This window comes from Massilia sp. Masssp93, from assembly GCF_059491295.1.
Window position 1 is genome coordinate 3,894,036 of record NZ_CP168502.1, and the last position, 24,825, is coordinate 3,918,860.

Consider the following 24,825-nt stretch of genomic DNA (forward strand, 5'->3'; position numbering starts at 1 on the left):
CGACGGTCTTCAAGGAGCAAAACATGCCACTCGCCTTATGGGCACTCACATTGAGCGCATTCGCCATCGGCACGACGGAATTCGTGATCGTCGGCCTGATTCCCACCATCGCCGGCAGCCTGCACGTGTCGGTGCCGTCGGCCGGCCTGCTCGTCAGCCTGTACGCGCTGGGCGTCGCCGTCGGCGCGCCCGTGCTGACGGCGCTCACCGGCCGCGTGCCGCGCAAGACGCTGCTGCTCGGCCTCATGCTGCTGTTCACGGCCGGTAACCTGACCGCGTGGATGGCTCCCGGCTACGCCGCGCTGATGGCCGCGCGCGTGCTCACCGGCCTCGCGCACGGCGTCTTCTTCTCGATCGGCTCGACGATCGCGACGAGCCTCGTGCCCAAGGAAAAGGCGGCCAGCGCCATCGCCCTGATGTTCAGCGGCCTGACCGTGGCGCTCGTGACGGGCGTGCCGCTCGGGACGTTCATCGGCCAGCGTCTCGGCTGGCAGATGACGTTCCTGGCCGTCGCGCTGCTCGGTGTGATCGCCTTCGCCGGCATCGCCCTGCTCGTCCCGCGCGGCATTGCCGGCAGCGCGCCCGCGGGCCTGCTCACGCAATTGTCGGTGCTGAAGAAACCGCGTCTGCTACTCGTGTACGCCATGACGACCCTGGGCTACGGCGGCTCGTTCATCGCCTTCACCTATCTGGCGCCGATCCTCGAACAGGTCGCCGGCTTCACGCCGGGCAGCGTCGGCCTCGTGATGCTCGTGTACGGCGTGTCGGTCGCCTTCGGCAATATCTGGGGCGGCAGGCTGGCGGACCGCAAGGGCCCCGTGCGCGCCCTGCAGATCGTGTTCGCGCTGCTGGCCGCCGTGCTGTTCGTCCTCGACGTCACGGCCGCGAACAAGGTCGCCGTCCTCGTCACCGTGCTGGCCTGGGGCGCCGTCGCCTTCGGCAACGTGCCGGGCCTGCAGGTCTACGTCGTGCGCCGCGCCGAGATCGACGCGCCGCGCGCCGTGGACGTGGCGTCCGGCCTGAACATCGCCGCGTTCAACGTCGGCATCGCCCTCGGCGCCTGGGGCGGCGGCCTGATCGTCGCGCACCTCGGCCTGATGCACACGACGTGGATCGGCGGCCTGATCGTCGTCGGCGCGCTGGCCCTCACCACGCTGGCGGGCTGGCTGGACCGGCGCGACCCGGTGCCGCGTCCGGACCACGCGGCATGCGGCGAACGCGCCGTCGCCATGCACTGAATTCGTCAAGCTTTTAACAAGGAGTCACCATGAACACCCTCCCGCGCCTGGGCCTCGGCACGTTCCGCCTGCAGGACCGCGCCGCCATCGATTCGGTCGCAAACGGCCTCGAACTGGGCTACCGGCACATCGACACCGCGCAGATCTACGGCAACGAGGCCGAGGTCGGCCAGGCGCTCGCGGCATCCGGCGTTACCCGCGGCGACGTCTTCGTCACCACCAAGATCTGGACGGAGAACCTGTCCGCGTGCCGCCTGCGCGCCAGCCTCGAACAAAGCCTGGACAAGCTGCGCACGGACCACGTCGACCTCACGCTGATCCACTGGCCGTCGCCGGGCGGCGCGGTCGCCGTGGCCGAATCGATGGACGCGCTGCTGGCGGCGCGCGAGGCGGGCCTGACGCGCGCCGTCGGCGTGTCGAACTTCCCCATTGCGCGGCTGCGCGAGGCCATCGCCGCCGTCGGCGCGGACAATATCGCGACGAACCAGGTCGAGCTGCATCCGTTCCTGCAGAACCGGCCGCTGGCCGCGTTCATGGCCGACGCCGGCATCCGCCTGACGGCCTACATGCCGCTCGCCCACGGCAAGGTGACGGACGACGCGACGATCGTCCGCATCGCACGGGAACACGGCGCGACGCCGGCCCAGGTGGCGCTGGCGTGGTCGATGGCGAAGGGCCATGCCGTGATCCCGTCGTCGACGCAGCGCGCGAACCTGGAGAGCAACCTGCGCGCGCGCGACCTGGTCCTGTCGAGCCGGGATATCGCCGCCATCGATGCGCTGGACCGAGGCGAACGCCTCGTCGACCCGGACTTCGCGCCGCGCTGGGATTAGAACCGTTCCCGCCAGCTCCGCTTACTTGTCCAGCTCCGCGTAATGGCGGAAGATCCCTTCCTCGTTGAAGGGCAGCCGCCGCTTCGATTTCAGATAGGCCGCGATGCGCGGCCGCGCGGCCACCCTGTCGTGCAGGGCCATCAACAGCGGATAGCCCGCGTCGATGCGCGCCAGCGCCTTCGGAAACGCGTAGCGCAGGCCGGCGACGAGCTGGAACAGCGACAGGTCGGCATACGTGACCGCGGCGCCCAGCAGATAGTCTTTCGGCTCCGGCCGGGCCAGGATGTTCTCGAACCAGTCGAAGAACTTGGGGATGCGCGTGTCGATGAAGTCGGCCGCGCGCCGCTTCGCTTCCGGGCGCTGGTCCTCGAAATACAGCGACGTGGCGATCGGATGATGGGTGTCGTGCGCTTCGGCCACGATGTCGGCGATCGTCAGCTGGATCTGGCTCACCCAGTATCTACCCTGCGCGTCCTGCTGCGCCAGCCCGTGGCGCTCGCCCAGGAACATCAGGATGTTGGCGGTCTGCCCGATTGTCACGTCGCCCGCCTTCAGGAACGGCGGCGCGAACGACGGATGGTCGGCACCGTCCATCGCAGCCATCATGCGCGCCATGCCGCCGGGCTCGCGCGCCACGTCCACGTATTGCACGCCCGCTTCTTCCAGCGCCAGACGGACGAATTCGCCGCGGCCCTGGATGCTCGGCCAGTAAAAAAGTTCGTAAGGTTGCACCATGATGATTTTCCCGTGTCTGTCGGACGACATAGTAGACCGTACAGCCATTTTGGGAGGCACGAAACGACGTTTTTATCCTGCTCTCTTGTATTTCCAAACTTGACACCGGTGTATCACAGGCAAGTGGCCGTCACGGTCCACGTGCTCTTGCCGGGATCGCAGCCCTTGATTTCCCGGATACGCACCACACAGCGTGTATCGTTGGGGGAGACTTTGATAAACCACGGCTGTTCTCCGAGCGGTGCCATGTGTTGCCCCCATTCGTGCCCGCCATGGAACCGGCCTTTGATCCGCTTGCGGGAGCCATATTCGCAGATGAACCAGCCCTCCTCGTTCGCTGGAAGCTCGTAACGCAGGTCTGTGCCTTCTGCCGCCGCCCGCTCGTCGGGATGGTCCCAGCCGGAGGGGAACGGCGGGCCGCTGCTGGGCCGCTTTCCCCACATCATGTAGGCGTTGGTCAGCGGGTCTGCCGGTGCATCCTTGCCGGGGTAGGTCGGAGGACAGCGATAGTCTCCCGCACGGGCAACGGAGCACGACAGGATAAGCGCCGCGATGAGAGTTCGCTTCATGGAACGAGCACCACGTAGAACTCTTCCGCACGATCGCACGGTTTCTTCAGCGATGACGCAGGCCAGACATTGACATGACGAGGCCCGGGCGGCTTCGGTCTGCCGGTATGCCACTGATCGAACATCGAAATGCCCCCGGCCTTGCCTGTTGACGTGCTGAATGTATCCCCACTTATGAATAGAGCGGCATGGTATCCGTGCACGTTGACTCCCGGCCCGTGCGGATACTGCCAATTCCCATCAATGAGTTTGAAGTTCGCGATAACTGTGCCCGGCTTGAGCGTTTTTGCCACGTCGATAACACGATCGCCACGCTGCCATCGTCCGGTCCAGCCCACATTAGTGAGTTCCTGTGGGAGCCGGGCGCACTCTCCGTTGGCGATCATCAAAGCGTCCAGGCCTGCCTGTCTGTTCTCTTTCCAAGCCTGTTTGTATTTCTCGTCCCATTCCTTGATCAGCGCGTTCATGTTGCCGCTGTAGACGACTGCATGTGGCATCCCGGCCTCCCGTCAGGCCGGCTTCTTCGACGCAGCATCCCACCCGCCCGAAGAATTGCCGCTTGTACCGCCGACGATCTTTTGCTGTGTGTAGGTGAGCTTGATCTTCGAGTAAGTCAGGTGAATTTGCTCTGTCAGTATGCCTCCGTTACCGCTGCTCGGGTGTACGTTGGACAACATGACGTTATCCAGCTCTATCCGATAGTACGTGATCGGCTTGCCGTCCCCGTCAGCGCGCATGAACTCCAGCTTCGCCCTGGGCAGTGTCTTGCCCATCGCGCAGTGCTGGAACAGCACCGGGGACGAGATGTCAGCAAGCTTGGTGAAGCTGACTTCGGACAGATCGGCGGCGCCGCTGGTATGGCCCCCTGCTGTGGACACAGACATGGCTCGGGGCTGATTTACACCGAAAGCGACGTCGGAAATCTCGATCCAATCCTTATGGGCAGAGTCGGCCGACTCGCCTTTAATGCCCTCGATTTGCAGATATGCGTCGACCGCCATTTTCGCCTCCGTTCCAGTTGAGCAAATGAACGATTGTTGCCCGGCAGCTTACGGCCAACGTTGGCGAGAGTCAGGCAGGCAAAAGAAACAGATCAACGCGACCGGAAGACGGAGCTGCCGGCCAATATCATCGACTAACAATAATGACCCGGGTGTGATGTGCCTTGTCTCGATTGCCCAGCTTCAAGGTGAATGATTCTGACCGGCGGAAAAAAGTTCATACACCATGCCACGCTCCTCAACTTGTTCGGTCTGACTCAATTATTGAGCAGCTTTTCGATGTTCGGCGCGGCAATCGTGCTAGTCTTGCGTCTGGCACTTGCCTGACAAAAGATCAACAAAGAGAGACATGAAGACAATAAGAAATACGGGGAGAATGCGTAATCGATGGCATCGATCTTAATCTGCCGAAAGATCAATTACCGTTTAGCAAAAAACTAACGAGATAAATCCACCGATACCGTACCCGGAGCGCACCATGATTTTCGCTCACCTGACCAAACACTGGATGGCCCGCCGGCGCCAGTACAGCCTGTCGTCGTGGGTCCTGTGCATCGCGCGCAGCCTGCGCGTGCTGGCCTATTACCGCGACCACCGCGCGCTGTGCCGGCTCGGCGTCTACCGCAAGCACGTCGCGGGACCGGCCAACGACGACCTGTTCCACCACCTCAGCCACCGTGACTACCTGATCAAGGGCTTGACGCCGCGCCAGCGCGTGCAGGCCGTGCTGAGCCACTACCGCTTCGAGGAAACGACGTTCAACGAAGGCTATCTGGAAGCCGTCTACGGCCAGCGCTGCCTGCCCCTGTGGCAGCACGAGGCCGAAGGCAGCAGCTTCATGATCCAGCTGGAAATGGCGTCGCGCAGCAATGCCGAGGGCGACCTCACCGTCGCGCTGGTCGCGGACGGCAAATGCCTGCACCGCCTGTCCTTCAGCTGGCTCGAAGGCGAGATGGTGGGCGTCGACATGCCCGTCGTCCCCTTCATCGCGCGCAACCAGGGCCGCTGGGTCGATTCCGGCACTGCGTTCGAGGCGTTCGAGCGCATCTTCCCGAACAATTCGCCCAGCTTCTTCTGCTTCGCGGCCATGCAGGGCATCGCACTGGCGCTCGGCATGGACAAGGTCGTCGCCATCCGCAGCGAAGCGCATGTCGCCTACGATCCCGACCCCGACAAACACTTCGCCAACGCCTACGACGGCTTCTGGAAGATCCTCGGCGGCGAAGAGATGCCGGGCCGCGACGGCTACCTGATCGCGCTGCCCTTCTACGTCAAGCCGCTGTCCGAGATGCCGTCCAAGCACCGCAAGCGCGCGGCCCTGCGGCGCGAGCACTGGCGCCTGATCGGCGAATCGTCCCGCGCCATCGTGCAGCGCCACCTGCTGCACGCGCGGGCCCATGTGGCGCATCCGGCGGCGATTCCCGAGCCGGCCTGAACGAGGCCATTGACAGACGCACCACATTAGGGCGCGGTGTGCTACACTCGCGCCTTCGCTAGGGGTCCTGGGAGTTCGCTTCCCGGGTGAGAGATACCCTTCGTACCTGATCTGGATAATGCCAGCGAAGGAAAGCGCAACGCAGTTCCCATCCTTGTTTGCCCTTCCCCCCGTTGGCTCCGGCTTTTAAGAAAAAGCAGCGCGCCGAGCGTCGGCGCGCGAAAACGAGCAAACCATGAACCGTCATTTGAAGTACACCATCCTGGCCGGCGCCATCGCGCAAGCCTTCATCGCGAACGCGCAGGCGCAGGACACCACCCACCCGGTCGCCGAAGTCGTCGTCACGGGCAACCGCTTCATCGTGGTCGACCGCGCCAGCGTCGGCGGCTTCGGCGAGGCGTCGCTGTTCGACACCCCGGCCTCCATCACCGCCATCGGCCGCACGCAGATGCAGGACCTGTCGATCCGCTCCACGACCGAGGCGATGCGCTTCGACGCGTCCGTGGCCGACGCCTACAACGCCGTCGGCTATGCCGAGCAATTCTCGATCCGCGGCTTCGCGCTGGACAACAACTACAGCTACCGCAAGGACGGCTTCGCGATCCCGGGCGACACCCAGATCCCGCTCGAGAACAAGGAACGCTTCGAAGTGCTGAAAGGCCTCGCGGGCCTGACGTCCGGCGTCGCGACGCCGGGCGGCATCGTCAACTACGTGACCAAGCGTCCGACGGCCGCGCCGCTGCGCTCGGCCACCGTGGAAGTCTCCGAACGCGGCACGCTGTACGGCACGGTCGATCTCGGCGGCCGCTTCGAGGATCGCCGCTTCGGCTACCGCATCAACGCGGCCGCCGCCGACATCCACCCCTACGTGCGCGGCGCCAACGGCGACCGCCAGTTCGTATCGGCCGCCTTCGACTGGCAGATCACGCCGGATGCGCTGCTCCAGCTGGACATGGATTACCAGCGCAAGGCCCAGATCACGGCGCCCGGCTTCCAGCTGATCCGCAACGAAGTGCTCCCGACCGGCGTATCGCCCAGGATGCTGCTGAACGACCAGCCGTGGACGCGTCCCGTCACGACCAGGGACAGCAACCTGGGTCTGCGTTTCGAATACAAGCTCGCCCCCGGCTGGCTCGCGACCGTGGCCGGCAACAAGCACTGGTTCAAGCGCGACGACTTCACCGCGTTCCCTTACGGCTGCAGCAACGAGGGCGCGGGCTTCTATCCGGGCTACTGCTCGAATGGCGATTACGACGTCTACGATTACCAGAGCACGGGCGAGCGCAAGTCGCCGTGGGGCGTGCAGGCGCAGGTGCAGGGCAAGTTCGCGACCGGCACGATCCGCCATGCGCTGACCGTCGGCACGTCGTATTCCGAGCGCCACGACAGCTTCGGCGACTACGTGTACGACTACGTCGGCTACAGCAATCTGTGGAACCCGCTCGTGACGCCGCACGTCGCGGCCGACCGCGTGACGGGCCCCGTGTTCGAGCGCCGCAGCGACGAGGAACGCGCCCTGTTCGCGCAGGACATCGTGAGCCTGACGAACCAGCTGACCTTGCACGCGGGCCTGCGCCATGTGCAGATCAAGCGCAGCGAATTCATCGACGAGGCGACCGGCTACGTGCACAGCGACGATTCGTTCCTGCTGCCGAGCGTGGCCCTCGTGTTCAGCCCCGCGCGCGACTGGAACGTGTACGGCACCATCAGCCACGGCCTGCAGCACGGCGGCGTCGCGCCGATGCAGACGACGAACGAGAACCAGGTGCTGGCGCCGCAGCGTTCGCACCAGGTCGAGATCGGCGCCAAGGCCGCACTGGCGAACGGCCTCGATCTGTCGGCCGCGCTGTTCCAGATCCGCCAGGGCCTGGAGTACACCGATGCGGGCAACACCTTCGTGCGCAACGGCCGCGAAACCCATCGCGGCATCGAACTGACGGCGCAGGGCCGGGCCACGCCGGCGCTGGACTGGAGCCTGTCGCTCATGGCGCTGAACACGCGCCAGGAAGGCACGGGCCAGGCGGGCATCGACGGCAAGCGCGTGACGGACGTCCCCGCGTTCAAGTCGATGGCATGGGTGCAGTACGCGGTGGCGGCAGTCCCGGGCCTGAAGCTGGACGGCACGTGGCAGTACTCGGGCAAGAAGGCGTTCGACCCCGAGAACACGGTGTTCGTGCCGGACTACCACGTGTTCGGCGTGGGCGCGTCGTATGGCGTGAAATGGGGCGCGACGAACGTCACGCTGCGCGCGCGGGCCGAGAACCTGTTCGACAAGTTCTACTGGCGCGACGTGACGCCGGAACTGGGCGGCTACCTGCTGCCGGGCGCACCGCGCACGTTCCGCGTGTCGGCGCAGTTCGATTTCTAATCACCGTCGCCCCCGCGCAGGCGGGGGGCCAAGTGTCGGTACGAAGTCGCGGAAGCCGGCGCAGTTCGATTCTCAACCACCGTCGCCCCCGCGCAGGCGGGGGCCCAAGTGTCGGTACGAAGTCGCGGAAGCCGGCGCAGTTCGATTCTCAACCACCGTCGCCCCCGCGCAGGCGGGGGGCCAAGTTTGTATCCAGGTCGGCAGAAATCAGGTTCCCGCCTGCGCCGGAACGACGGGTGGGCCGCCGATCAACGCTTCCACCTGCCGCAACCGCTCCTCCAGCTCCCCCGTCAACAACGTGAACGGAATGCGGCGCTCGTCGAGCACGGCCAGCAACTGCGCATGCACGCGCTGGCGCACTTGTTCCGATTCGCGCTGCAGCCCGTCCGGCACCCACGGCAGGTCGGGCGCCGCGACGAGCGTCCACGCATAATCGTGCGCCGCTTCCAGGGCCAGCAGGTCGGGCGGCACGCGGCCCCAGTAGATGCGGCTGTACACGGCCGTCATCAGCGGCGTCGTGTCGACGAACAGGAAGTCGCGCACGCGCGCGTCGCGCGCGAGCAGCAGCTCGCGTTCGCGCTGCGTGCGGGCGATGCCGCCCTGGTCGTCCTCGCGCGGCACGCGCGCGTTGACCTCGACGAATTCGCGCAGGTATTCCGGCACCCATAACGTGCCGTAGCGGCGCGCCAGCGCGGCCGCCAATGTCGACTTGCCGGTCGATTCCGCGCCCAGCAGGGCGATCCGCCGCGGCGCCATCACGCGCCCTCGGCCAGCGGCACGCCGCCGTGCGGCGCCGCATCCGCGCGCGCGGCCGCCGTCCAGGCGCGCAGGCCCAGCACGGCCAGCACGACGAACACGGCGTACAGGATCGCCGTCAGGTGCAGGCCCTTGTACACGTACAGGCCCACATACAGCACGTCGACGACGATCCACGTGTGCCAGTTCTCGATCTTCTTTTTTGCCGTCAGCAGCTGGCCCAGCAGGCTGCCGGACGTGAGGAAGCCGTCCATGTGCGGCACGTCGGTGTCCGTGTACGCCTTCAGGAACGCCGACAGCACGACGAAGCCGAGCGCCCAGCCGGCGAGCGCCGCGATCCAGCCCGCGCGCGCAAGGCGCGTCACGGGCAGCGGCTTGCCCTCGGCCCCGCGCAGCCACTGCCACCAGCCCCAGATCGAGGCCGCGATGAACACGCCCTGCAGGCCGGCGTCGCCGTACAGGCGCGCATCGAAGAACACGACGCCGTACGTGGCCGACGACACGATGGCGAAGAACCAGCCCCAGTGGTTGCGCAGGATCGTGAGCACGACCGTCGCGACCGACAGGACGAAGCCGAGCAGTTCGAGCGGCGTGGTGGTAAAGCCAAGCAGGGCCAGGGAATCGTTCATGGAAGAAGAGATGCGGGCGAGTCGGCGATTATGGAAGGTGCGGCCCGTTTATGCAACCTGCGGACGAGTGTCCGTTTCCGGACACCGTTGCCCGCCAGCGGGCAGCGCCGCGCGTCCATGCGCCCTTCTCCGCCCGGGAAAGCATGCTGGCACGCGGCTTGCAATACAGGCAGCATCGCAATTATCGCCGTCAATCATGGACCAGGCCCTCAGTCTCGACATCATCCGCCGCCGCACCCGCCTGCGCGCCGCCACCACGCTCCTGCTGCTCGCCGGCCTGTGCGCCGGTGCGTGGGGCCTGAACCGCGTGCTGCGTCCCAGCGTGTCCGCCGACGACGTCGTCATCGCGCAGGTCCGGCGCGGGAACGTCGACAACACGATCAACGCGTCCGGCATCGTCATCCCCGTGCGCGAGGAAGTGGTGGCGAGTCCGGGTGCGAGCCGGGTCGCGAGGGTGCACGCCAAGCCCGGACAGCGGGTCGCGGCGGGCGACCTGCTGCTGGAACTGGACGACCGCGAGATCCGCCTCGCACTGGAAGCGTTGAAGGAACAACTGGCGCAACAGGACAACCGCATCGCGACCCTGGCGCAGGAACTGCAGCAGAAACGCACGCAGATCGCTAGCAGCATCGAGCTGCTGGAAATCGACCTGCAGGCCGCGCGCGCCACGCTGGAACGCAGCCAGAAACTGCGCAGCAGCGGCCTCGTGTCGGGCGAAAACCTGCTGACGGCGGAACTGAACGTCAAGCGCACCGAGATCCAGCTGCGCCAGCAGCGCGCGCTGCTCGAGGACACGCGCCGCGGCACCGCCAGCAACGTCGCCGCGGCCGACCTGCAGAAAGCGATCCTGCAAAAGCAGATCGCACAGCAGGAACAGCTGCTCGACCGCACCCGCGTGCGCGCACCGTTCGCGGGCATGCTGACCTGGCTGGTCGAGGACGAAGGCGCCAGCGTGGCGGCGGGCCAGCTCGTGGCGCGCGTCTCCGAATCGAACAACTACCGCGTCGAAGCCACGCTGTCCGACTTCCACGCACGCCAGCTCGCGCCCGGCCAGGCCGTGCGCGTGGCGCAGAACGGCGAGATCCTGGCCGGCACCGTCCACACGATCCTGCCCGAAATCCAGAACGGCACGATCAAGCTGCTCGTCGACCTGGCCCAGCCCCGCAACGCGCATCTGCGCAACAAGATGCGCGTCGACGTCGACGTGATCACCGAACGGCGCGCGCACGTGCTCGTGGTCGACAACGGCGCCGCCTTCAACGGCCGCGGGCCGCAGCCGGCGTTCGTCGTGGACGGCGGCGTGGCGCGCAAGCGGACGATCACGCTGGGCGCCAGCGACGGCAAGGTGGTCGAAGTCGTCGCGGGCGCGCGCGCGGGCGAACGCGTGCTCGTCTCGGATACGCACGCATTCAAGGACCTGGACACCATCCGCATTTCGAATTGACGCATTATCCAACCCTACGAGGACGCCATGATCAGACTGCATAACGTCAGCAAGACCTACCGCACGGACAAGGTCGAGACGCTGGCCTTGAAAGACATCGACCTGTCCATCGACCGCGGCGAGTTCGTCGCCATGATGGGCCCCAGCGGCTGCGGCAAGAGCACCCTGCTGAACCTCATCGGCCTGCTCGACCGGCCGGGCCGGGGCAGCGTGGAGATCGACGGCGCGGCGATCGCCTCGTACCGCGACAAGGACGTGGCGCGGCTGCGCAACCGCACGTTCGGCTTCGTGTTCCAGAGCTTCCACCTGATCCCCGACCTGCGCGTGATCGACAACGTCGAGCTGCCCCTGCTCTACCGCAGCGTGTCCGGCGGCGAACGGCGCCGGCTCGCGCGCGCGGCGCTGGAGCGCGTGGGCCTCGGCGCGCGCATGGACCATTATCCGAACCAGCTGTCCGGCGGCCAGCAGCAGCGCGTGGCGATCGCGCGCGCCATCGTCGGCGAGCCGCTGGTCCTGCTCGCGGACGAACCGACGGGGAACCTGGACAGCAAGATGGGCGCGGAGGTCATCGACATCCTCCTCAGGCTGAACGCCGAGGGCACGACGGTCGTGATGGTCACGCACGACGAGATTGACGCCCGCCGCGTCGGCCGCATCGTGCGCGTGTTCGACGGCCAGCTGGTGGAACCGGAGCGTCTCCATGCTGCGTAACTACCTGCTGACCGCCTACAAGGTGTTCATGCGCCGCAAGCTGTTCACGGCGATCAACCTGGCGTGCATCGTGCTGACGCTCGTCGTGCTGATGGTGATCACCGCACTGCTGCAGACGACGTTCTGGCCGCGCGGCGTGGAAGGCAGGAGCGACCGCTTCCTGCAGGTGTACGGCATCCGCAGCGAGGACCGGGACGGCAAGAACACGCGCACCACCCTGCTCGGCTACAAGACCGTCGACAAATACCTGAAGCCGATGACGGGCGTCGAACGCGTGTCGGCGTTCACCGTGCCGGGCACGGTGTCCGTCTACCAGGGCGACCGCGTGAGCCAGCTGGACCTGCGCCGCGTCGACGCCGACTACTGGAAGATCCTCGACTTCCACCTGCTGGCCGGCCGCCTGCCGGACGAAGACGACGACCGCCTCGGGCGCCTCGTCGCCGTCGTCAACGCGTCGACCGCGCGCCGCCTGTTTCCCGGCGCCGCCGCGGTGGGGCAGCGCATCAGCGTGAGCGGACAGACGTTCGAGATCATCGGCGTCGTCGCGGACGTCATCCACATCAACGCCTACGCCGACATCTGGGCGCCGCTGACGACGTTCCCGTCGACCGACTACCAGCAGGACCTCACGGGGAGTTTCGCCGCCCTGCTGCTGGCGCGCTCGAAGGACGATCTGCCGCGCATCCGGCGCGAGGTCGCGCGCATCGCGACGACCTTCGTCAGCGACGACCCCCGCACCTACCCGACCACGCGGTTCTGGGCCGACAGCAAGCTGGACGTGTTCGCACGTGTGCTCCTGAGCCGGCAGAGCGAGGCCGATTCCGGCGCCGCCCGGCTGCTGCTGATGATAGGCGGCGGCATGCTGCTGTTCATGCTGCTGCCCGCGCTGAACCTCGTCAACCTGAACATGGGGCGCATCCTCGAACGCAGCGCCGAGATCGGCGTGCGCAAGGCGTTCGGCGCCACCAGCCTGCAACTGGCGGGCCAGCTGGTCGTCGAGAATGTGCTGCTGTGCCTCGCGGGCGGCCTGCTGGGCCTTGCCTGCGCGCGCCTCGTGCTGTGGTGGCTCGAAGCGTCGCAGCTGATCCCCTACCTCGACGTCGACATCAACCTTGCGGTGTTCGGTTGCGGCATGCTGCTGTCCCTCGTCTTCGGCCTGCTGTCCGGCGCGCTGCCCGCGTGGAAGATGTCGCGCCTCGATCCCGTCCATGCCCTGAAAGGAGCCGCGTGATGCTGCGCCACCTGCTGCAACTCACCTGGAAGCGCAAGTCCAGGAATCTGATGCTGAGCCTCGAGATCCTGCTGGCGTTCGCCATCGTGTTCGGCATCGCCGCGTTCGGGCTCCGCTTTTGGCAGCTGTATCGCGAACCGATCGGTTTCGACGGCACCGACGCATGGTCGGCCGCCATGCAGTTCTCCGACGTGCCGGCCGATGCGATTTCGCCGGACACCTACGACCTGCTGCGCCGCAGCCTGCTCGAGTTGCCGGAGGTGCGGGCCGTCGGCTTTGCCACGCACTCGCCGTACACCTTGTCGACCTGGACCACCAGCTTCAAGTCGCCGCAGACCGGCGCCAGGGTGGACACGGACACCATCGAAGTGAGCGACGACGTCGCCGCCGCGCTGGGCGTGCACCTCGTGGCCGGGCGCTGGTTCGACGCCACCGACGAAGGCCGCAGCGAGCTTCCCGCGGTGCTGAACCGGCGCATGGCGGCCGCGCTGTTCCCCGGCCGGCCGGCGCTGGGCCAGCGCTTCACGAGCGCGGAAGACGGCCCGCCCCGCACGTACCGGGTCGTGGGCCTGGTCGACGCCTTCCGCAACAAGGGCCCGTTCATGACGCCGACGAACTTCGTCATCGCCCGCTTCGCGCCGCACACGAGCCAGTCGCGCGTGCGTACCATCCTGCTCAAGGTCGCGCCGGGCACGCCGCGCGCGTTCGAGGCGAAGCTGAACCAGCGGCTCAAGGCGGTCCGCAACGACTGGTCGTACGAGATCGCGCCGCTGGCCTCGATGCGGGCCTCGCTGCTGAAGGAGCAACTGGTGCCGCTGGCCGTCGTCGCCGTCATCGCCGCGTTCATGCTGGTCATGGTCGCCTTCGGCCTGTTCGGTGTGCTGTGGCAGAACACGACGCACCGGATTCCCGAAATCGGCCTGCGCCGCGCGCTCGGCGCCAGCGCCGCCAGCATCTACCGGCAGATCGTGTTCGAACAGCTGCTGCTGTGTTCATTGGCCATCGCCGCCGCGCTCGTGCTGCTCGTGCAGCTGCCCCTGACCGGCGCGCTGGGCGAGACCCTGAACTGGCAGGTGTTCGCCGGTGCCGTCCTCCTTTCGATGGCCGTTATCTATCTGCTATCCTTGGCGTGCTCGCTCTACCCGGGCTGGCGTGCGAGCCGGCTCGCTCCGGCGGCGGCGCTGCATTACGAATAAAAGGCATCCATGGAATCACAACGCAGGCGGCGCGTGCTCGTCGTCGACGACGATCACGCCGTCCAGGTCTCGCTGGCCCTGCTCCTCAAGCAGGCCGGCTTCGACGCCGCATGCGCGGACGGTCCGCGCGAGGCGCTGGCGCAGCTCGAATCGGGCGCCTTCGATCTCGTTTTACAGGACATGAACTTCTCGCTGCAGACGAGCGGCGCGGAAGGCCTCGCCCTGCTCGCGCAGATCAAGGCGATGCATCCGGCGCTGCCCGTCCTGCTGATGACGGCCTGGGGCTCGATCGCGCTGGCCGTGCGCGGCGTGAAAGCGGGTGCCGCCAACTTCTTCACGAAGCCCTGGGACAACGCCCAGCTGGTCGACCTGATCGGCGCGACGCTGGACCTGGGCGCGCCCGCCGCGCCGGCCTGCCGCACGCGCGCCGCGCTCGATGCGAAGTACGACTTCGCGGGCATCGTCGGCGAGCATCCGAAACTGTTGAAGGTGCTGGAGACGATCGCGCAGGTCGCGGCCACGCGCGCGCCCGTGCTGGTGCTGGGCGAGAGCGGCACGGGCAAGGAACTGATCGCGGACGCCATCCACCGCAACAGCCCGCGCGGGCTTGCTCCCATCGTCAAGATCAATATGGGGGCCATCGCCACGTCGCTGTTCGAGAGCGAGATGTTCGGCCACGTGCGCGGCGCGTTCACCGATGCCAAGGCCGACCGCAAGGGCCATGTGGCGAGCGCCGACGGCGGCACCTTGTTCCTCGACGAGATCGGGGAGCTGAGCCGCGGCGACCAGGTCAAGCTCCTGCGCGTGCTGCAGGACCAGCGCTACCAGCCCGTGGGCGCGAGCCGCGCGGAACAGGCCGACGTGCGCGTCGTCTCGGCCACCAATCGCGAACTGGCGGAACTGGTGGCCAGCGGCGACTTCCGCGAAGACCTGTTCTACCGGCTGAACCTGATCACGATCCGCCTGCCGCCGCTGCGCGAACGGCGCAGCGACATCCCGCTGCTCGCGCGCCACATCGTGGCCGCCGTGGCCGACGGCTACGGCCTGGGCACCGTCGGCCTCGCGCCGCAGGCGCTGGACTGGCTCGCCGCGCAGCCGTGGCCCGGCAACATCCGCCAGCTGAAACAGACGCTGGAACGCACGCTTCTGCTGGCCGGCAAGGACGTGCTCACGCAGGCGGATTTCCAGGCCACGAGCGCCGTCGACGACAACGTGCCCGGCACGCGGCTCGGCGTCGACGGCATGACGCTGGAGCAGGTCGAGCGCCTGATGATCGAGCAGGCGCTGCGCCAGCATGCGGGCAATATCTCGCGCGTCGCCAAGGCGCTCGGCCTGTCGCGCACCGCGCTGTACCGCCGGCTGGAACGCCACGGCCTCGGCGACGGCGCGCCGCCGGTCGAATGATGCGCATCCGGCTCGGCACCTACGTCGTGGCGCTGCACCTGCCTCTGTTCGGCTGCGCCGCCCTGCTGCTGCCGGCGCGGCCGCTGTGGTTCGTCGGCGCGGAAGGCCTGCTGCTGGCCAGCCTCGCGCTGGGCTGGTGGCTCGTGCGCCAGGCGCTGGAGCCGCTCGGCTACACGCGCCGGTTCCACGACCTGCTGCAGGACCAGCAGTACGCCAACCGCCTGGCCGCCCCCGCGTCGTCCGAACTGGACGACCTCGTGGGGACGTTCAACACGATGCTCGCCGCCCTGCACCGCGAGCGCCTGGCCATCGGCGAGCAGCAGGGGTTTCTCGACCGCCTGCTGGAAGCGACGCCGGCCGCCGTCCTCGTGTTCGACTTCGACGGCGCGATCAGCCTCGCGAATGCGAGCGCGGGCGCGCTCCTCGGCCTGGACCACCCGCAGGGCAAGCCCTTGTCCGCATGGGCCGGCGCCGACGCCGGCTTCGCGCCAGGCCTCGATGCGCGCGGCCGCGCGCGCGGCCGCGAACTCGTCGCCCAGCTGGTTGCGCTGCCGCTGGGCGAGTCGCGGCTGCTGACGGACCTCGACGGCCGCCGCTACCGCGCCCAGCGCGGCCAGTTCTACGACCGCGGTTTCGCGCGCCACTTCCTGATGGTCGAGGAACTGACGGCCGAACTGGAAGATTCCGAGCGCGCCACCTACGAGCGCCTGATCCGCGTGCTCGCGCACGAAGTCAACAACACGGTGGCGGCGACGGGGTCGGTGCTCGATTCGCTGCTGTTCTACCGCGGCCAGCTGGCGGAGCCGGACGCCGGCGACTTCGCCACGGCCATCGTCGCCGTCAAACGCCGCAATGCGAGCCTGGGCGAATTCATCGACCGCTTCACGAAGGTCGTCAAGATGCCGCCGCCGGAGCCGCGCCCGACTGACCTCAAAGCCGTCGTCGACGACATCCTGTGGCTGAACCGGGAACAGTGCAACAGCCGCGGCATCGCACTGGGCTGGCACCGCTGCGACACGGTCGCGCCGCTGGCGCTGGATGCGCAGCTGATCGAGCAGGCGCTCATGAACATCGTCAAGAATGCGATGGAAGCCATCGAGGCGGCCGGCCAGGCGCACGGTACGGTCAGGCTGGAGCTCGCGGACGAAGGGCGGCGCGTGCGGCTGTCCGTCGTCGATTCCGGCAACCTGCTGGCGACCGGGCCGGCGCGGCCCTTGTTCACGCCGTTCTTCACGACGAGGAAAGGCGGCCAGGGGATCGGTCTGATGTTCGTGCGCGAGGTGCTGCAGCGGCACGGGTGCACGTATTCATTGGCGCCGGGCGCGCCGGGAGAGACGCGGTTCGATATCTGGTTCCCGGCCGGATGATGCCGGCGATCGCGCGTAGAACACGAATCGATCCGACCGCGTAGGGTGGGCACCCCGTGCCCACCATGCACGCCATCAGCTCTTCGGATATTTGATCGTCATCTCGCGCAGCAGGTTGTCCGCATGGTCCACTTCCTTCATCACCCACAGCATGTAGCGGATGTCGACGTGAATGGCACGCGTGATCACCGGATCGAAATACCAGTCCTTCGTGATCGACTCATAGGTCGAATCGAAGTTCAGGCCCACGAGCTCCCCGCGCCCGTTCATCACGGCGGACCCTGAGTTGCCGCCCGTCGTATCGGCGCTCGACAAAAAGTTCACGGGCACCGTGCCCAGCACCGGGTCCCTGAACTGGCCATAGCGCTTGTCGCGGATCGCCTGCAGCAGCGCCGGCGGCGCGTCGAACGGCGCCTTGCCGGTCTGCTTCTCGAGGATGCCTTCGACCGTCGTGAACGGCCCCTTGAGGATGCCGTCGCGCGGGCTGTACGGGGCGACCGTGCCGTAGGTGACGCGCAGCGTGCCGTTGGCGTCCGGGTAGACCGGCTTGCCCTGCGACTTCTTCCACGCGATGACCGCGTCCATGTACTGCGGCACGACCCGCTCCAGGTTGCCGTCGACTTCCTTGCGGCGCTCTTCCAGCGCCATGCCGACGTCGTGCAGGCGCACGGCCAGCTGGATGAACGTGTCGTTCGACTTGCGGAACGCGTCCGCATCGCGGCCGATCCACGCGAGACGCTTCGCCGTGTCGCACAGCTCCGTCCCCTTGTACAACGGCGCCAGCGCGTTCTGCGAAGGCAGCAGCGCGTCGAGGCCGTGCGGGCGGACCTTCGGATCGATCTTGCCGTAGCGGACCAGCGCGGACTGCCAGCGGGCCTGGTCGACGCTCGGCACGAACGATTGCTCGAGGCGGGTCAGGCGCGCCTTGATGAACGCCACGTCGCGGTCCTGGTAGCCGGCGTCGCGCTGGGCGTCCGGCTTCTGGTGTTCGAGCGCGAGGCGGTACAGCGTGCGCGCGCTGGTCAACAGGTCGCTGTGCGTGGCTTCGTGCCAGGCCGTTTCCTGCGTCGTCGTCGCCATGTCGGCGGCGATGGCGGCGTCGAGGTCGGCCATCAGGTTCTTCGGCCCCGTGCCGTGATGCTTGTACCAGGCGCGGAATTCGGCGTCCTGGGCATCCTTGATGGCGGCGATGTCCTTGCGCGCGAAGCCGTCCAGCAGGCCGCGCGTCTTCTTCAACACATTGTTCAGGCTTTTCGCCACGCTGGCATAGCGCACCGTGTAGTCCGGGTTGCCCATCGTGGCGGCCGCGATCACGGACAGGTCGGCCGTGATCGACGCCACCTTCGCCGGATAGTCGACGTCGCGCGCGAAGCGGATCTCGGCGGGCAGCTTGTAGCGGCTCGTGCGGCCCGGGTAGCCGGCCAGCAGGATCGGGTCGCCCGCCTTCAGCCCCTCGGCGGAGACGACGAGGAAGCTCTTCGATTTGTACGGCACGTTGTCCGGCGACGGATCGGCCGGGCGGCCGTCGCGGCCAACGTAGGCGCGCAGGAAGGAAAAGTCGCCGACGTGGCGCGGGAATTCGTAGTTGTCGATGTCGCCGCCGAAGTCGCCGACGCTGTTGGCCGGCGCGTAGACGAGGCGCACGTCGCGGATCAGCAGCTGCTTGACGCGGTAGTACGCGCCGCCGCGGTTGAACGCGGGGACCGAGCAGCGGAACGCCTTGTCGCTCTCGCATTCGGCGATCAGGTGCTTGATGCGCGCCTCGACCTGTTCATGGCGCTCGCGGCCGGACAGGCTGGGCGCCAGGCCTTTCAGCACACGGTCCGTCACGTTCTCGACCTTCTCGGTCACGTAGACCATCGTGTTCGGGCCGCCCGGCAGTTCGTCGGCGCGCGTCCTGGCGAGGAAGCCGCTGGCAATGTAGTTGTGCTCGGGGGTCGAATTGCGCTGGATCGCGCCGTAGCCGCAGTGGTGGTTCGTCACGACCAGGCCGTCCGGCGACACGAACGATGCGGAGCAGCCCGGCGTCGCGACGATGGCGCTCATCGGGTGTTTCGACAGGTCGGCGAGACGCTCGGCCGGGATCGTGATGCCGATGCGTTTGAGCTCGGATTTCAGTTGCGGCAGCTGGTGCGGCTGCCACTGGCCCTCGTCGGCGAACGCACAGGCGCTGGCCCCCAGCAGGGCGACGGGAAGGACGACGGATTTGAACAAGACAAACCTCAGATGCAAAAAAAACAAACATCAGTATATCGTCTGTCCGTCTTGTTACGGAAACAAAATTGTCACCATCCGCCGTGCGGGAGTATGTACAGCCCGTATATTGACGTCGCACGGACACCACATCCCGCAAATTCCGCAATCAGGCGTATTTACGTTTGCGCCGCCGCAGCACCGCCATGCCCATCAGGGCAGCCGCGCACAGCGCCGGCGACGCCGGTTCGGGCAGGCCGACGCGTACCTCGTCCAGCGCCGGCGCGCTGTAGCCCGCCTGCCGGTTCGGCGCCGAAAAGGCGAAGTAGCGCACCTCGTCGAAGCCGGCGCCGTCGCCCAGGCCGAGCACCGTCCCGCGCGCCATGCTGAAGTTGCCGCTGCCCGTGCGCAGGCCGTCGTCGTATGTGGCCCAGTACCCGTTCAGGGCCTGGTAGCCGCTGCCGGCCGCGAACTCGATCCGGTAAAAGTCGGCGCCGTCCGCCTTGCGCACGCTGATGTACGCGTTCATGCCGGACGTCGCCATGTAGTTGCCGGCAAACGCGGGACTCAGGTCCGACACGGCGTCGTAGCAATCCACGCCGGCATAGCCGCAACCGTTGTTGGCGCCGTACCCGCTGAAGTGGAACAGCAGGCCGTCTTCGACCCAGTCGTTGGCGAGCGTCGTGTTCAGGTCGAAATGGGCGGTGTTGGTCGCGACGCCCACGGCCGTGCCGGTGCCGAAGGTCTGCAGCACGGCGGCGCCGGCGGCGTGGCAGGCCAGCGCCAGCGCGGCGGCGGCGGCGGCCGCGGACATGAGTCGGATCTTGCGTTGCATCGTTGTCTCCATCATGGGGTCGGGATCAGGTCGAGCGCGTCGTAGCTGTAGCCGGGGCTCAGGAAGCGGGTGCCGCTGGTGCCGCTGATGGCCGTCAGCGTCAGCACGTTCTGGCCCACCACCAGCTCACTGGCCGGGATGTCGAACGTGTACATCGTGTTGTTGCCGCGGTAGGTGCCGACCGTCAGCGTGCGCGATTTCGGCTGTGTGGACGCCGGCGGATTCGCCGACACCCAGCCGTTCACCTGCGCCTTCGGCCGCCCGCCCGCGAATGCGTCCGTGATGCCGACCCGCAGCGTGAGCGGCACGATCTGGCTCTGGCGCAGGTTGAAGCGCACGGTCAGCGCCCCGTTCACGTCCTTCCACTGGTAGGCGGGGAAGCCGGTCGCCGGCGCCGACGTGCCGACCACGTAGTCGCCCGGCGTCCACGACGCCATGCGCACGTCGGACGGGTGCATCGTCGTCACCTTGCCGCCGTTGATGAATTCCGCCGGCGAGCCGTCCCAGTCGCCGATGCGCCACAATGCCGCCGCGCTGCCCGGATCGCCCGTCACGGCGACGGTGCCGGCGTTGGTCGTGGCGCCCGCGCCCACCGTCACCGTGCGCGTGTCCACCGCCAGCTCGTTCTTGTAGACCTTCATCGTGTAGGTGCCGGGGATCATGCCGGCGCTCGTGAAGTGGCCGTCGAGGGCGTCCGCCGTCGTCCAGTACTGCGCCGCCGCATTGGAAAAGCCCACCGTGTAGGCGAAGCGCGCGTCGCGGCCCGTGATGGCGGCGCCGCTGACGGCACCGCGCGCTTCCGGCGCCACCCAGCCGGTGAGGCCGAGGGTGCCGAGCCAGGACGTGTCCACCGGTCCCGGCGCCGAGCCGTCATTGAACACCATCGTGTACGTGTTGAGGATGTTCGTGCGCAGCGCCTCCGTCTGGCCCTCGCCGTAGTTGATGATGTACGTGATCTCCTGGTCCGTGCTCGTCCCCTGGTTCAGCAGGCTGCGGTAGAACGGGCCGCCGGAATTGCCCTCGTTGTTGTCGCGGACGATCCACAGGCCGGCGTTGGTCCCCGTCGCGCCGATGTACTGCCAGTCCTTCAGGCGCATGTTCGAGTAGTGCTTGGAACGCGTCTCGCCGTTCGCCATGCCGAACACGTCGCCGGATTCGATCGCGCCCGTGTTCCCGCGCAGGTCGGACGGCGCCGGTCCGTTGGGCAGCCGCGCGATCGGCACGCGCACGATGAAGCGCGCGAGGTTCAGCGTGTCCGGCTCGCTCGTGAAATACGTCCCCATGTAGATCTTCGCCTCGCCGCGGCGGGCGATGTAGTAATGGGTCAGGTTGCCCGCCCTGACGGTCACCTTGACGACGTCGCTGCCGACCGTCTGCGCGGCCACGTCCACCGCCGAGATGCCCTTGTACAGGTAGTCGAAGCCGGAATTGACCTGCGTGCCGCGCGCCTGGTCCTGGTACTCGGCGCCGTTGTAGACCATCGAGGCGATGTCCCCGGCCGACTGCGTGCTGACGCCGTTGTCCAGCCGGCGAATCTTGAAGACGAGGCCCGCGCCGGTGTCGATCGTATAAAAATTCGCGTCTTGCGCGAGGCCGAACGAGGATACCGTGGCGGTGCCCGCCAGCATCCGGGTGCCCCCGCCGGTGGCGGTTGCGGTGCCGCCGCCATCGCCGCCGCAGCCGGCGGCCAGTACACATAACGTCGTCGCCAGCGCGAACGGGGTCCTGCGCAAGAACATGTGCATCGTCTGTCTCCTGATTGTTGGGTAGGCCGGGGACGTCCGGCCCGATCGTCGAGTCCATCGTTGCCGTATCAGCACACAAGTATTGACGGCCTGCGCGCGCCGGGTCAACCGGGCGCACGGCGCCGGCAGCAAAGAATCACGCGCTTGAGCGGAGGGCGTGGATGCAGATAGAATGACGGGTCCGGCGCCGCCCGGAGACTCCGCCGAATCCATCATGCCCAGCTTCCTCGCCCCCGTTTCCGCCACCCTGCGCCGCCTGTCGATCGACACCTTCACCATCCTGCTGCTGTGCACCGTCGCCCTCGCGAGCGTGCTGCCGTGCGGCGGCCCGACGGCCGTCGTCCTCGGCAAGGTCACCACGGCCGCCATCGGCCTGCTGTTCTTCCTGCACGGCGCCAAGCTGTCGCGCGAGGCGATCGTCGCCGGCTTCACGCACTGGCGCCTGCACCTGCTGGTGCTCGCGTCGACCTTCGTCATGTTTCCGCTGCTGGGCCTCGCCCTGAAGCCGCTGGCGGGCGGCATCGTCACGCCCGAGCTGTACGTCGGCATCCTGTTCCTGTGCACCCTGCCCTCGACCGTGCAATCGTCGATCGCCTTCACGTCGATGGCGCGCGGGAACGTGGCCGCGGCCGTGTGCAGCGCGTCGGCGTCGAACTTCGTCGGCATCTTCGTCACGCCGCTGCTCGTGTCGACGCTGATCGTGCGCGGCGCGGCGGGCGGCTCGTCGCTGGATGCCGTGGTCGCCATCGTCGAACAGCTGCTGCTGCCCTTCCTCGCCGGCCAGTTCCTGCGTCCGTGGATCGGCCGCTGGGTGGACCGCCACAAGCCGATGCTCAAGATCGTGGACCAGGGCTCGATCCTGCTGGTCGTCTACACGGCGTTTTCCGAATCCGTCAACGAGGGCCTGTGGCACAAGCTGTCGGGGCAATCGCTCGCGGGCCTCGTCGTCATCAATTGCGCGATGCTGGCGATCGCGCTGGGCCTCGCCACGTGGACGAGCCGGCGCCTGGGCTTCAACCGCGAGGACAGGATCACCATCGTGTTCTGCGGCTCGAAGAAGAGCCTCGCGAGCGGCGTGCCGATGGCCAAGGTGCTGTTCGCGCCGGGCGCGCTGGGCATGGTCATCCTGCCCGTGATGCTGTTCCACCAGATCCAGCTGATGGTCTGCGCCGTGCTGGCGCAAAAATGGGGCCGCGAATAACACCGGGGTCAGAGCCCGATTTTTGGAAATTTCTTTGAGGACGTTGCCAAAATCGGGGCTCTGACCCCGGTTTATCTGGCCAGCGCGAGGCCGCCCCACCACACTTCGGGAAGCGCGGCCGCCAGCATCATGCCCGGCCCCAGGGCCGTGATGAGCCAGCGCCGCCGCGGCGGCAGCCATGCGGTGCGCGGGTCGGCCAGGCTCGCGCGGACGTCGCGCCAGCCAAAGCATCCCAGCGCCAGCAGGCCGAGCGCGAACAAGGACCACCGCGCCGCATCGTCCAGCAGCGCAGCGAAGTCCGTGTCGAGGTAGGCCAGCGCCGGCAGCGCGAGGCACACGCTGCCCAGCAGTTCGGCCGTCGCGATGACGGCGGCGCGGCCGCGGCGGCGGAAGTCGCGGCGCAGCATCCAGGCCGACAGCGCGACGTCGCCGGCCAGGTACAGCGCGGTCCATCCGGGCATGGCCGCTACTCCTGCGCGGTGAGCCGGTCGGCGTGCCAGCCGCCGCCCAGCGCCTGGATCAGCGCCACGGCCGTCGTCTGGCGGTTGCCCTGCGTCTGCACGAGCGCGCGGCGCGCGTTCAGCGCCGTGACCTGCGCCTGCACCACTTCCGAATAACTCACCTGGCCGGCCTTGTAGCGGTTCAGCACCTGCTCCTCGACCTTGTCCGCCGCCTGCGACGCCTGGCGTTGCAGGTCCTGCTGCTGCGCCAGCACGCGCGTGGCGGCCAGCTGGTCCTCGACGTCGGCGAACGCGGTCAGCACGGTCTGGCGGTAGCGCGCGACGGCCTGCTCGCGCGCCGCGTCCGCGCCCTGCACCGCGGCGCGGTTGGCGCCGCCGTTGAAGATGGTCTCGGTGGCCGACAGGCCCAGCGCCCACGCCACGCTCGATGCCTTGAACAGGTCGCCGATGGCGCTGGCCGACGGACCGTACGACGCCGTGAGGCCGATCTGCGGGAAGTACGCCGCGCGCACGATGCCGATCTGCGCATTGGCCGCGGCCACGGCGCGCTCGGACGCGGCGATGTCGGGCCGGCGCTCCAGCAGCGTGGACGGCACGCCGACCGGCACCTCCGGCACCGTCACGTTCCACGGCACGCCCGCCAGCGTGAAGTCGGCCGGCGCCTTGCCGATCAGGACGGCGATCGCATGCTCGAACTGCGCGCGCTGGCGCGCCAGCGTCAGGTCGTCGCTCTGGGCGCTGGCGAGCTGGGTCTGGGCCTGGTAGACGTCCGAGTGCGGCACGATGCCGACGTCGAAGCGGTTCTGCGTGATCTTGAGCACGCGCTGGTAGCCTTCGATCGTCGTGGCCAGCAGCGCGCGCTGGGCGTCGACCGAGCGCAGCGAAAAGTAATCCGTCGCCAGCTCGCCCTGCGCGGACAGGCGCGCGGACGCGAGGTCGGCCGCGCTGGCCTGTGCATTGGCCCGGGCCACGCTGACGCCCGCGCGCAGGCGGCCCCACACGTCCGGCTCCCAGCTGGAGCCGATGTTCAGGCGATAGCTGTTCGACGTGCGCCCGCCGCCGTTGTTGTCGTTGCCGTTGTTGTTGCTGTTGTTGCCGGAACCGCCGCCGCTGCCGTTGCGGTTGGCGCCCGCGCCCAGGGTCACGGTCGGGAACAGCGCGGCGCGCTGCCCGGCCACGATGGCGCGCGCCTGGCCGTACGCGGCGACGGCGGCCGCCACGTTCTGGTTGCTGACCTCGACCTGGCGCACCAGGCCGTCGAGCACCGGATCGCCGAACAGGTTCCACCACGGGCCGCGTTCGAGCGCGTCGGCCGGCGCGGCGGGCGCCCAACCCTGCAGCTCCTTGAAGGCCGCCGGATTCGGCGTCGCCGGGCGCTCGTACGTGGGCGTGAAGGCGCAGCCGGACAGCATGGCGGCGCCGAACAACGCGGCGTTCAGGGAACGAAAGATGACGGTGGTTCGCATGGTTCTG

Annotated in this window: 22 protein-coding genes and 1 riboswitch; of the genes, 11 read left to right on the plus strand and 11 right to left on the minus strand. The window is 67.7% G+C overall.

What is annotated here, in order from left to right; translation table 11 throughout:
* Nucleotides 1-23 precede the first annotated feature (23 nt).
* Together ACEN9Q_RS15790 and dkgB are read left to right on the plus strand one after the other, a co-directional pair.
* The gene (locus tag ACEN9Q_RS15790; RefSeq protein WP_495625237.1) at nucleotides 24-1,238 is read left to right on the plus strand and encodes an MFS transporter; all 1,215 of its coding nucleotides are present in this window, start codon (nucleotides 24-26) and stop codon (nucleotides 1,236-1,238) included.
* Between the two features lie 29 nt (nucleotides 1,239-1,267).
* Nucleotides 1,268-2,071 carry a 2,5-didehydrogluconate reductase DkgB gene (gene dkgB, locus ACEN9Q_RS15795; protein ID WP_495625238.1) on the plus strand — a complete coding sequence of 268 codons (804 nt, stop codon included), beginning with the start codon at nucleotides 1,268-1,270 and terminating at the stop codon, nucleotides 2,069-2,071.
* A 21-nt stretch (nucleotides 2,072-2,092) separates the two neighbouring features.
* On the opposite strand, the gene ACEN9Q_RS15800 is transcribed toward dkgB, so the two are convergent.
* The 4 genes from ACEN9Q_RS15800 to ACEN9Q_RS15815 form a co-directional block, all read right to left on the minus strand.
* Nucleotides 2,093-2,806, minus strand: a complete 714-nt coding sequence (locus tag ACEN9Q_RS15800; RefSeq protein ID WP_495625239.1) for a glutathione S-transferase — start codon at nucleotides 2,804-2,806, stop codon at nucleotides 2,093-2,095.
* A 113-nt stretch (nucleotides 2,807-2,919) separates the two neighbouring features.
* Nucleotides 2,920-3,375: a hypothetical protein gene (locus tag ACEN9Q_RS15805; protein ID WP_495625240.1), complete on the minus strand. Its 456-nt coding sequence runs from the start codon at nucleotides 3,373-3,375 to the stop codon at nucleotides 2,920-2,922.
* The gene (locus ACEN9Q_RS15810; protein WP_495625241.1) at nucleotides 3,372-3,842 is read right to left on the minus strand and encodes a BPSL0067 family protein; all 471 of its coding nucleotides are present in this window, start codon (nucleotides 3,840-3,842) and stop codon (nucleotides 3,372-3,374) included. Before ACEN9Q_RS15810 ends, ACEN9Q_RS15805 begins: the two co-directional genes overlap by 4 nt.
* A gap of 42 nt (nucleotides 3,843-3,884) precedes the next feature.
* A complete protein-coding gene (locus ACEN9Q_RS15815) occupies nucleotides 3,885-4,376 on the minus strand; it encodes an Hcp family type VI secretion system effector (RefSeq protein ID WP_495625242.1) in 492 nt (163 codons plus the stop codon).
* Nucleotides 4,377-4,854: 478 nt separating this feature from the next.
* On the opposite strand from ACEN9Q_RS15815, the gene ACEN9Q_RS15820 reads away from it, so the two are divergent.
* A complete protein-coding gene (locus tag ACEN9Q_RS15820; RefSeq protein ID WP_082547711.1) occupies nucleotides 4,855-5,811 on the plus strand; it encodes a DUF535 family protein in 957 nt (318 codons plus the stop codon).
* 50 nt (nucleotides 5,812-5,861) lie between these two features.
* Nucleotides 5,862-5,961: riboswitch (TPP riboswitch) on the plus strand.
* Nucleotides 5,962-6,046: 85 nt separating this feature from the next.
* Nucleotides 6,047-8,179: a TonB-dependent siderophore receptor gene (locus ACEN9Q_RS15825; protein ID WP_495625243.1), complete on the plus strand. Its 2,133-nt coding sequence runs from the start codon at nucleotides 6,047-6,049 to the stop codon at nucleotides 8,177-8,179.
* Between the two features lie 207 nt (nucleotides 8,180-8,386).
* Here the strand turns inward: ACEN9Q_RS15825 and ACEN9Q_RS15830 are convergent, their stop codons facing one another.
* Both ACEN9Q_RS15830 and pnuC read right to left on the minus strand, forming a co-directional pair.
* Complete coding sequence (locus ACEN9Q_RS15830) at nucleotides 8,387-8,935, minus strand: AAA family ATPase (RefSeq protein WP_495628960.1); 549 nt, start codon at nucleotides 8,933-8,935, stop codon at nucleotides 8,387-8,389.
* On the minus strand, nucleotides 8,935-9,564 hold the full coding sequence (gene pnuC, locus ACEN9Q_RS15835; RefSeq protein ID WP_495625244.1) for a nicotinamide riboside transporter PnuC: 630 nt from the start codon (nucleotides 9,562-9,564) through the stop codon (nucleotides 8,935-8,937). Before pnuC ends, ACEN9Q_RS15830 begins: the two co-directional genes overlap by 1 nt.
* 196 nt (nucleotides 9,565-9,760) lie before the next feature.
* Between pnuC and ACEN9Q_RS15840 the strand changes: the two genes are divergently transcribed.
* From ACEN9Q_RS15840 to ACEN9Q_RS15865, 6 genes are read left to right on the plus strand one after another with little or no spacing between them, the layout of a single operon-like run.
* Nucleotides 9,761-11,008, plus strand: a complete 1,248-nt coding sequence (locus ACEN9Q_RS15840) for an efflux RND transporter periplasmic adaptor subunit (protein WP_495625245.1) — start codon at nucleotides 9,761-9,763, stop codon at nucleotides 11,006-11,008.
* Between the two features lie 27 nt (nucleotides 11,009-11,035).
* A complete protein-coding gene (locus ACEN9Q_RS15845; RefSeq protein WP_056436461.1) occupies nucleotides 11,036-11,719 on the plus strand; it encodes an ABC transporter ATP-binding protein in 684 nt (227 codons plus the stop codon).
* A complete protein-coding gene (locus tag ACEN9Q_RS15850) occupies nucleotides 11,709-12,950 on the plus strand; it encodes an ABC transporter permease (protein ID WP_495625246.1) in 1,242 nt (413 codons plus the stop codon). Before ACEN9Q_RS15845 ends, ACEN9Q_RS15850 begins: the two co-directional genes overlap by 11 nt.
* Nucleotides 12,950-14,146, plus strand: coding sequence for an ABC transporter permease (locus ACEN9Q_RS15855; RefSeq protein WP_056436467.1), 1,197 nt, complete (start codon nucleotides 12,950-12,952; stop codon nucleotides 14,144-14,146). Before ACEN9Q_RS15850 ends, ACEN9Q_RS15855 begins: the two co-directional genes overlap by 1 nt.
* Before the next feature lie 9 nt (nucleotides 14,147-14,155).
* Nucleotides 14,156-15,550 carry a sigma-54-dependent transcriptional regulator gene (locus ACEN9Q_RS15860; protein WP_495625247.1) on the plus strand — a complete coding sequence of 465 codons (1,395 nt, stop codon included), beginning with the start codon at nucleotides 14,156-14,158 and terminating at the stop codon, nucleotides 15,548-15,550.
* A complete protein-coding gene (locus ACEN9Q_RS15865; RefSeq protein ID WP_495625248.1) occupies nucleotides 15,547-16,917 on the plus strand; it encodes a sensor histidine kinase in 1,371 nt (456 codons plus the stop codon). Before ACEN9Q_RS15860 ends, ACEN9Q_RS15865 begins: the two co-directional genes overlap by 4 nt.
* Nucleotides 16,918-16,992: 75 nt before the next feature.
* Here ACEN9Q_RS15865 and ACEN9Q_RS15870 read toward each other — a convergent pair whose 3' ends face one another.
* From ACEN9Q_RS15870 to ACEN9Q_RS15880, 3 genes are all read right to left on the minus strand, one after another.
* On the minus strand, nucleotides 16,993-19,131 hold the full coding sequence (locus tag ACEN9Q_RS15870; RefSeq protein ID WP_056436474.1) for a S46 family peptidase: 2,139 nt from the start codon (nucleotides 19,129-19,131) through the stop codon (nucleotides 16,993-16,995).
* 148 nt (nucleotides 19,132-19,279) lie between these two features.
* On the minus strand, nucleotides 19,280-19,945 hold the full coding sequence (locus tag ACEN9Q_RS15875) for a PEP-CTERM sorting domain-containing protein (RefSeq protein WP_495625249.1): 666 nt from the start codon (nucleotides 19,943-19,945) through the stop codon (nucleotides 19,280-19,282).
* Between the two features lie 11 nt (nucleotides 19,946-19,956).
* Nucleotides 19,957-21,690 (minus strand): rhamnogalacturonan lyase B N-terminal domain-containing protein, encoded by a 1,734-nt coding sequence (locus ACEN9Q_RS15880; protein ID WP_495625250.1) that lies wholly within the window; start codon nucleotides 21,688-21,690, stop codon nucleotides 19,957-19,959.
* Between the two features lie 214 nt (nucleotides 21,691-21,904).
* On the opposite strand from ACEN9Q_RS15880, the gene ACEN9Q_RS15885 reads away from it, so the two are divergent.
* Entirely contained in the window at nucleotides 21,905-22,891 is a 987-nt protein-coding gene (locus ACEN9Q_RS15885; RefSeq protein ID WP_495625251.1) for a bile acid:sodium symporter family protein, read from the plus strand.
* A gap of 71 nt (nucleotides 22,892-22,962) precedes the next feature.
* Here the strand turns inward: ACEN9Q_RS15885 and ACEN9Q_RS15890 are convergent, their stop codons facing one another.
* Both ACEN9Q_RS15890 and ACEN9Q_RS15895 read right to left on the minus strand, forming a co-directional pair.
* Nucleotides 22,963-23,352, minus strand: coding sequence for a hypothetical protein (locus ACEN9Q_RS15890; protein WP_495625252.1), 390 nt, complete (start codon nucleotides 23,350-23,352; stop codon nucleotides 22,963-22,965).
* Nucleotides 23,353-23,357: 5 nt separating this feature from the next.
* Nucleotides 23,358-24,818 (minus strand): efflux transporter outer membrane subunit, encoded by a 1,461-nt coding sequence (locus tag ACEN9Q_RS15895; RefSeq protein ID WP_495625253.1) that lies wholly within the window; start codon nucleotides 24,816-24,818, stop codon nucleotides 23,358-23,360.
* Nucleotides 24,819-24,825 lie beyond the last annotated feature (7 nt).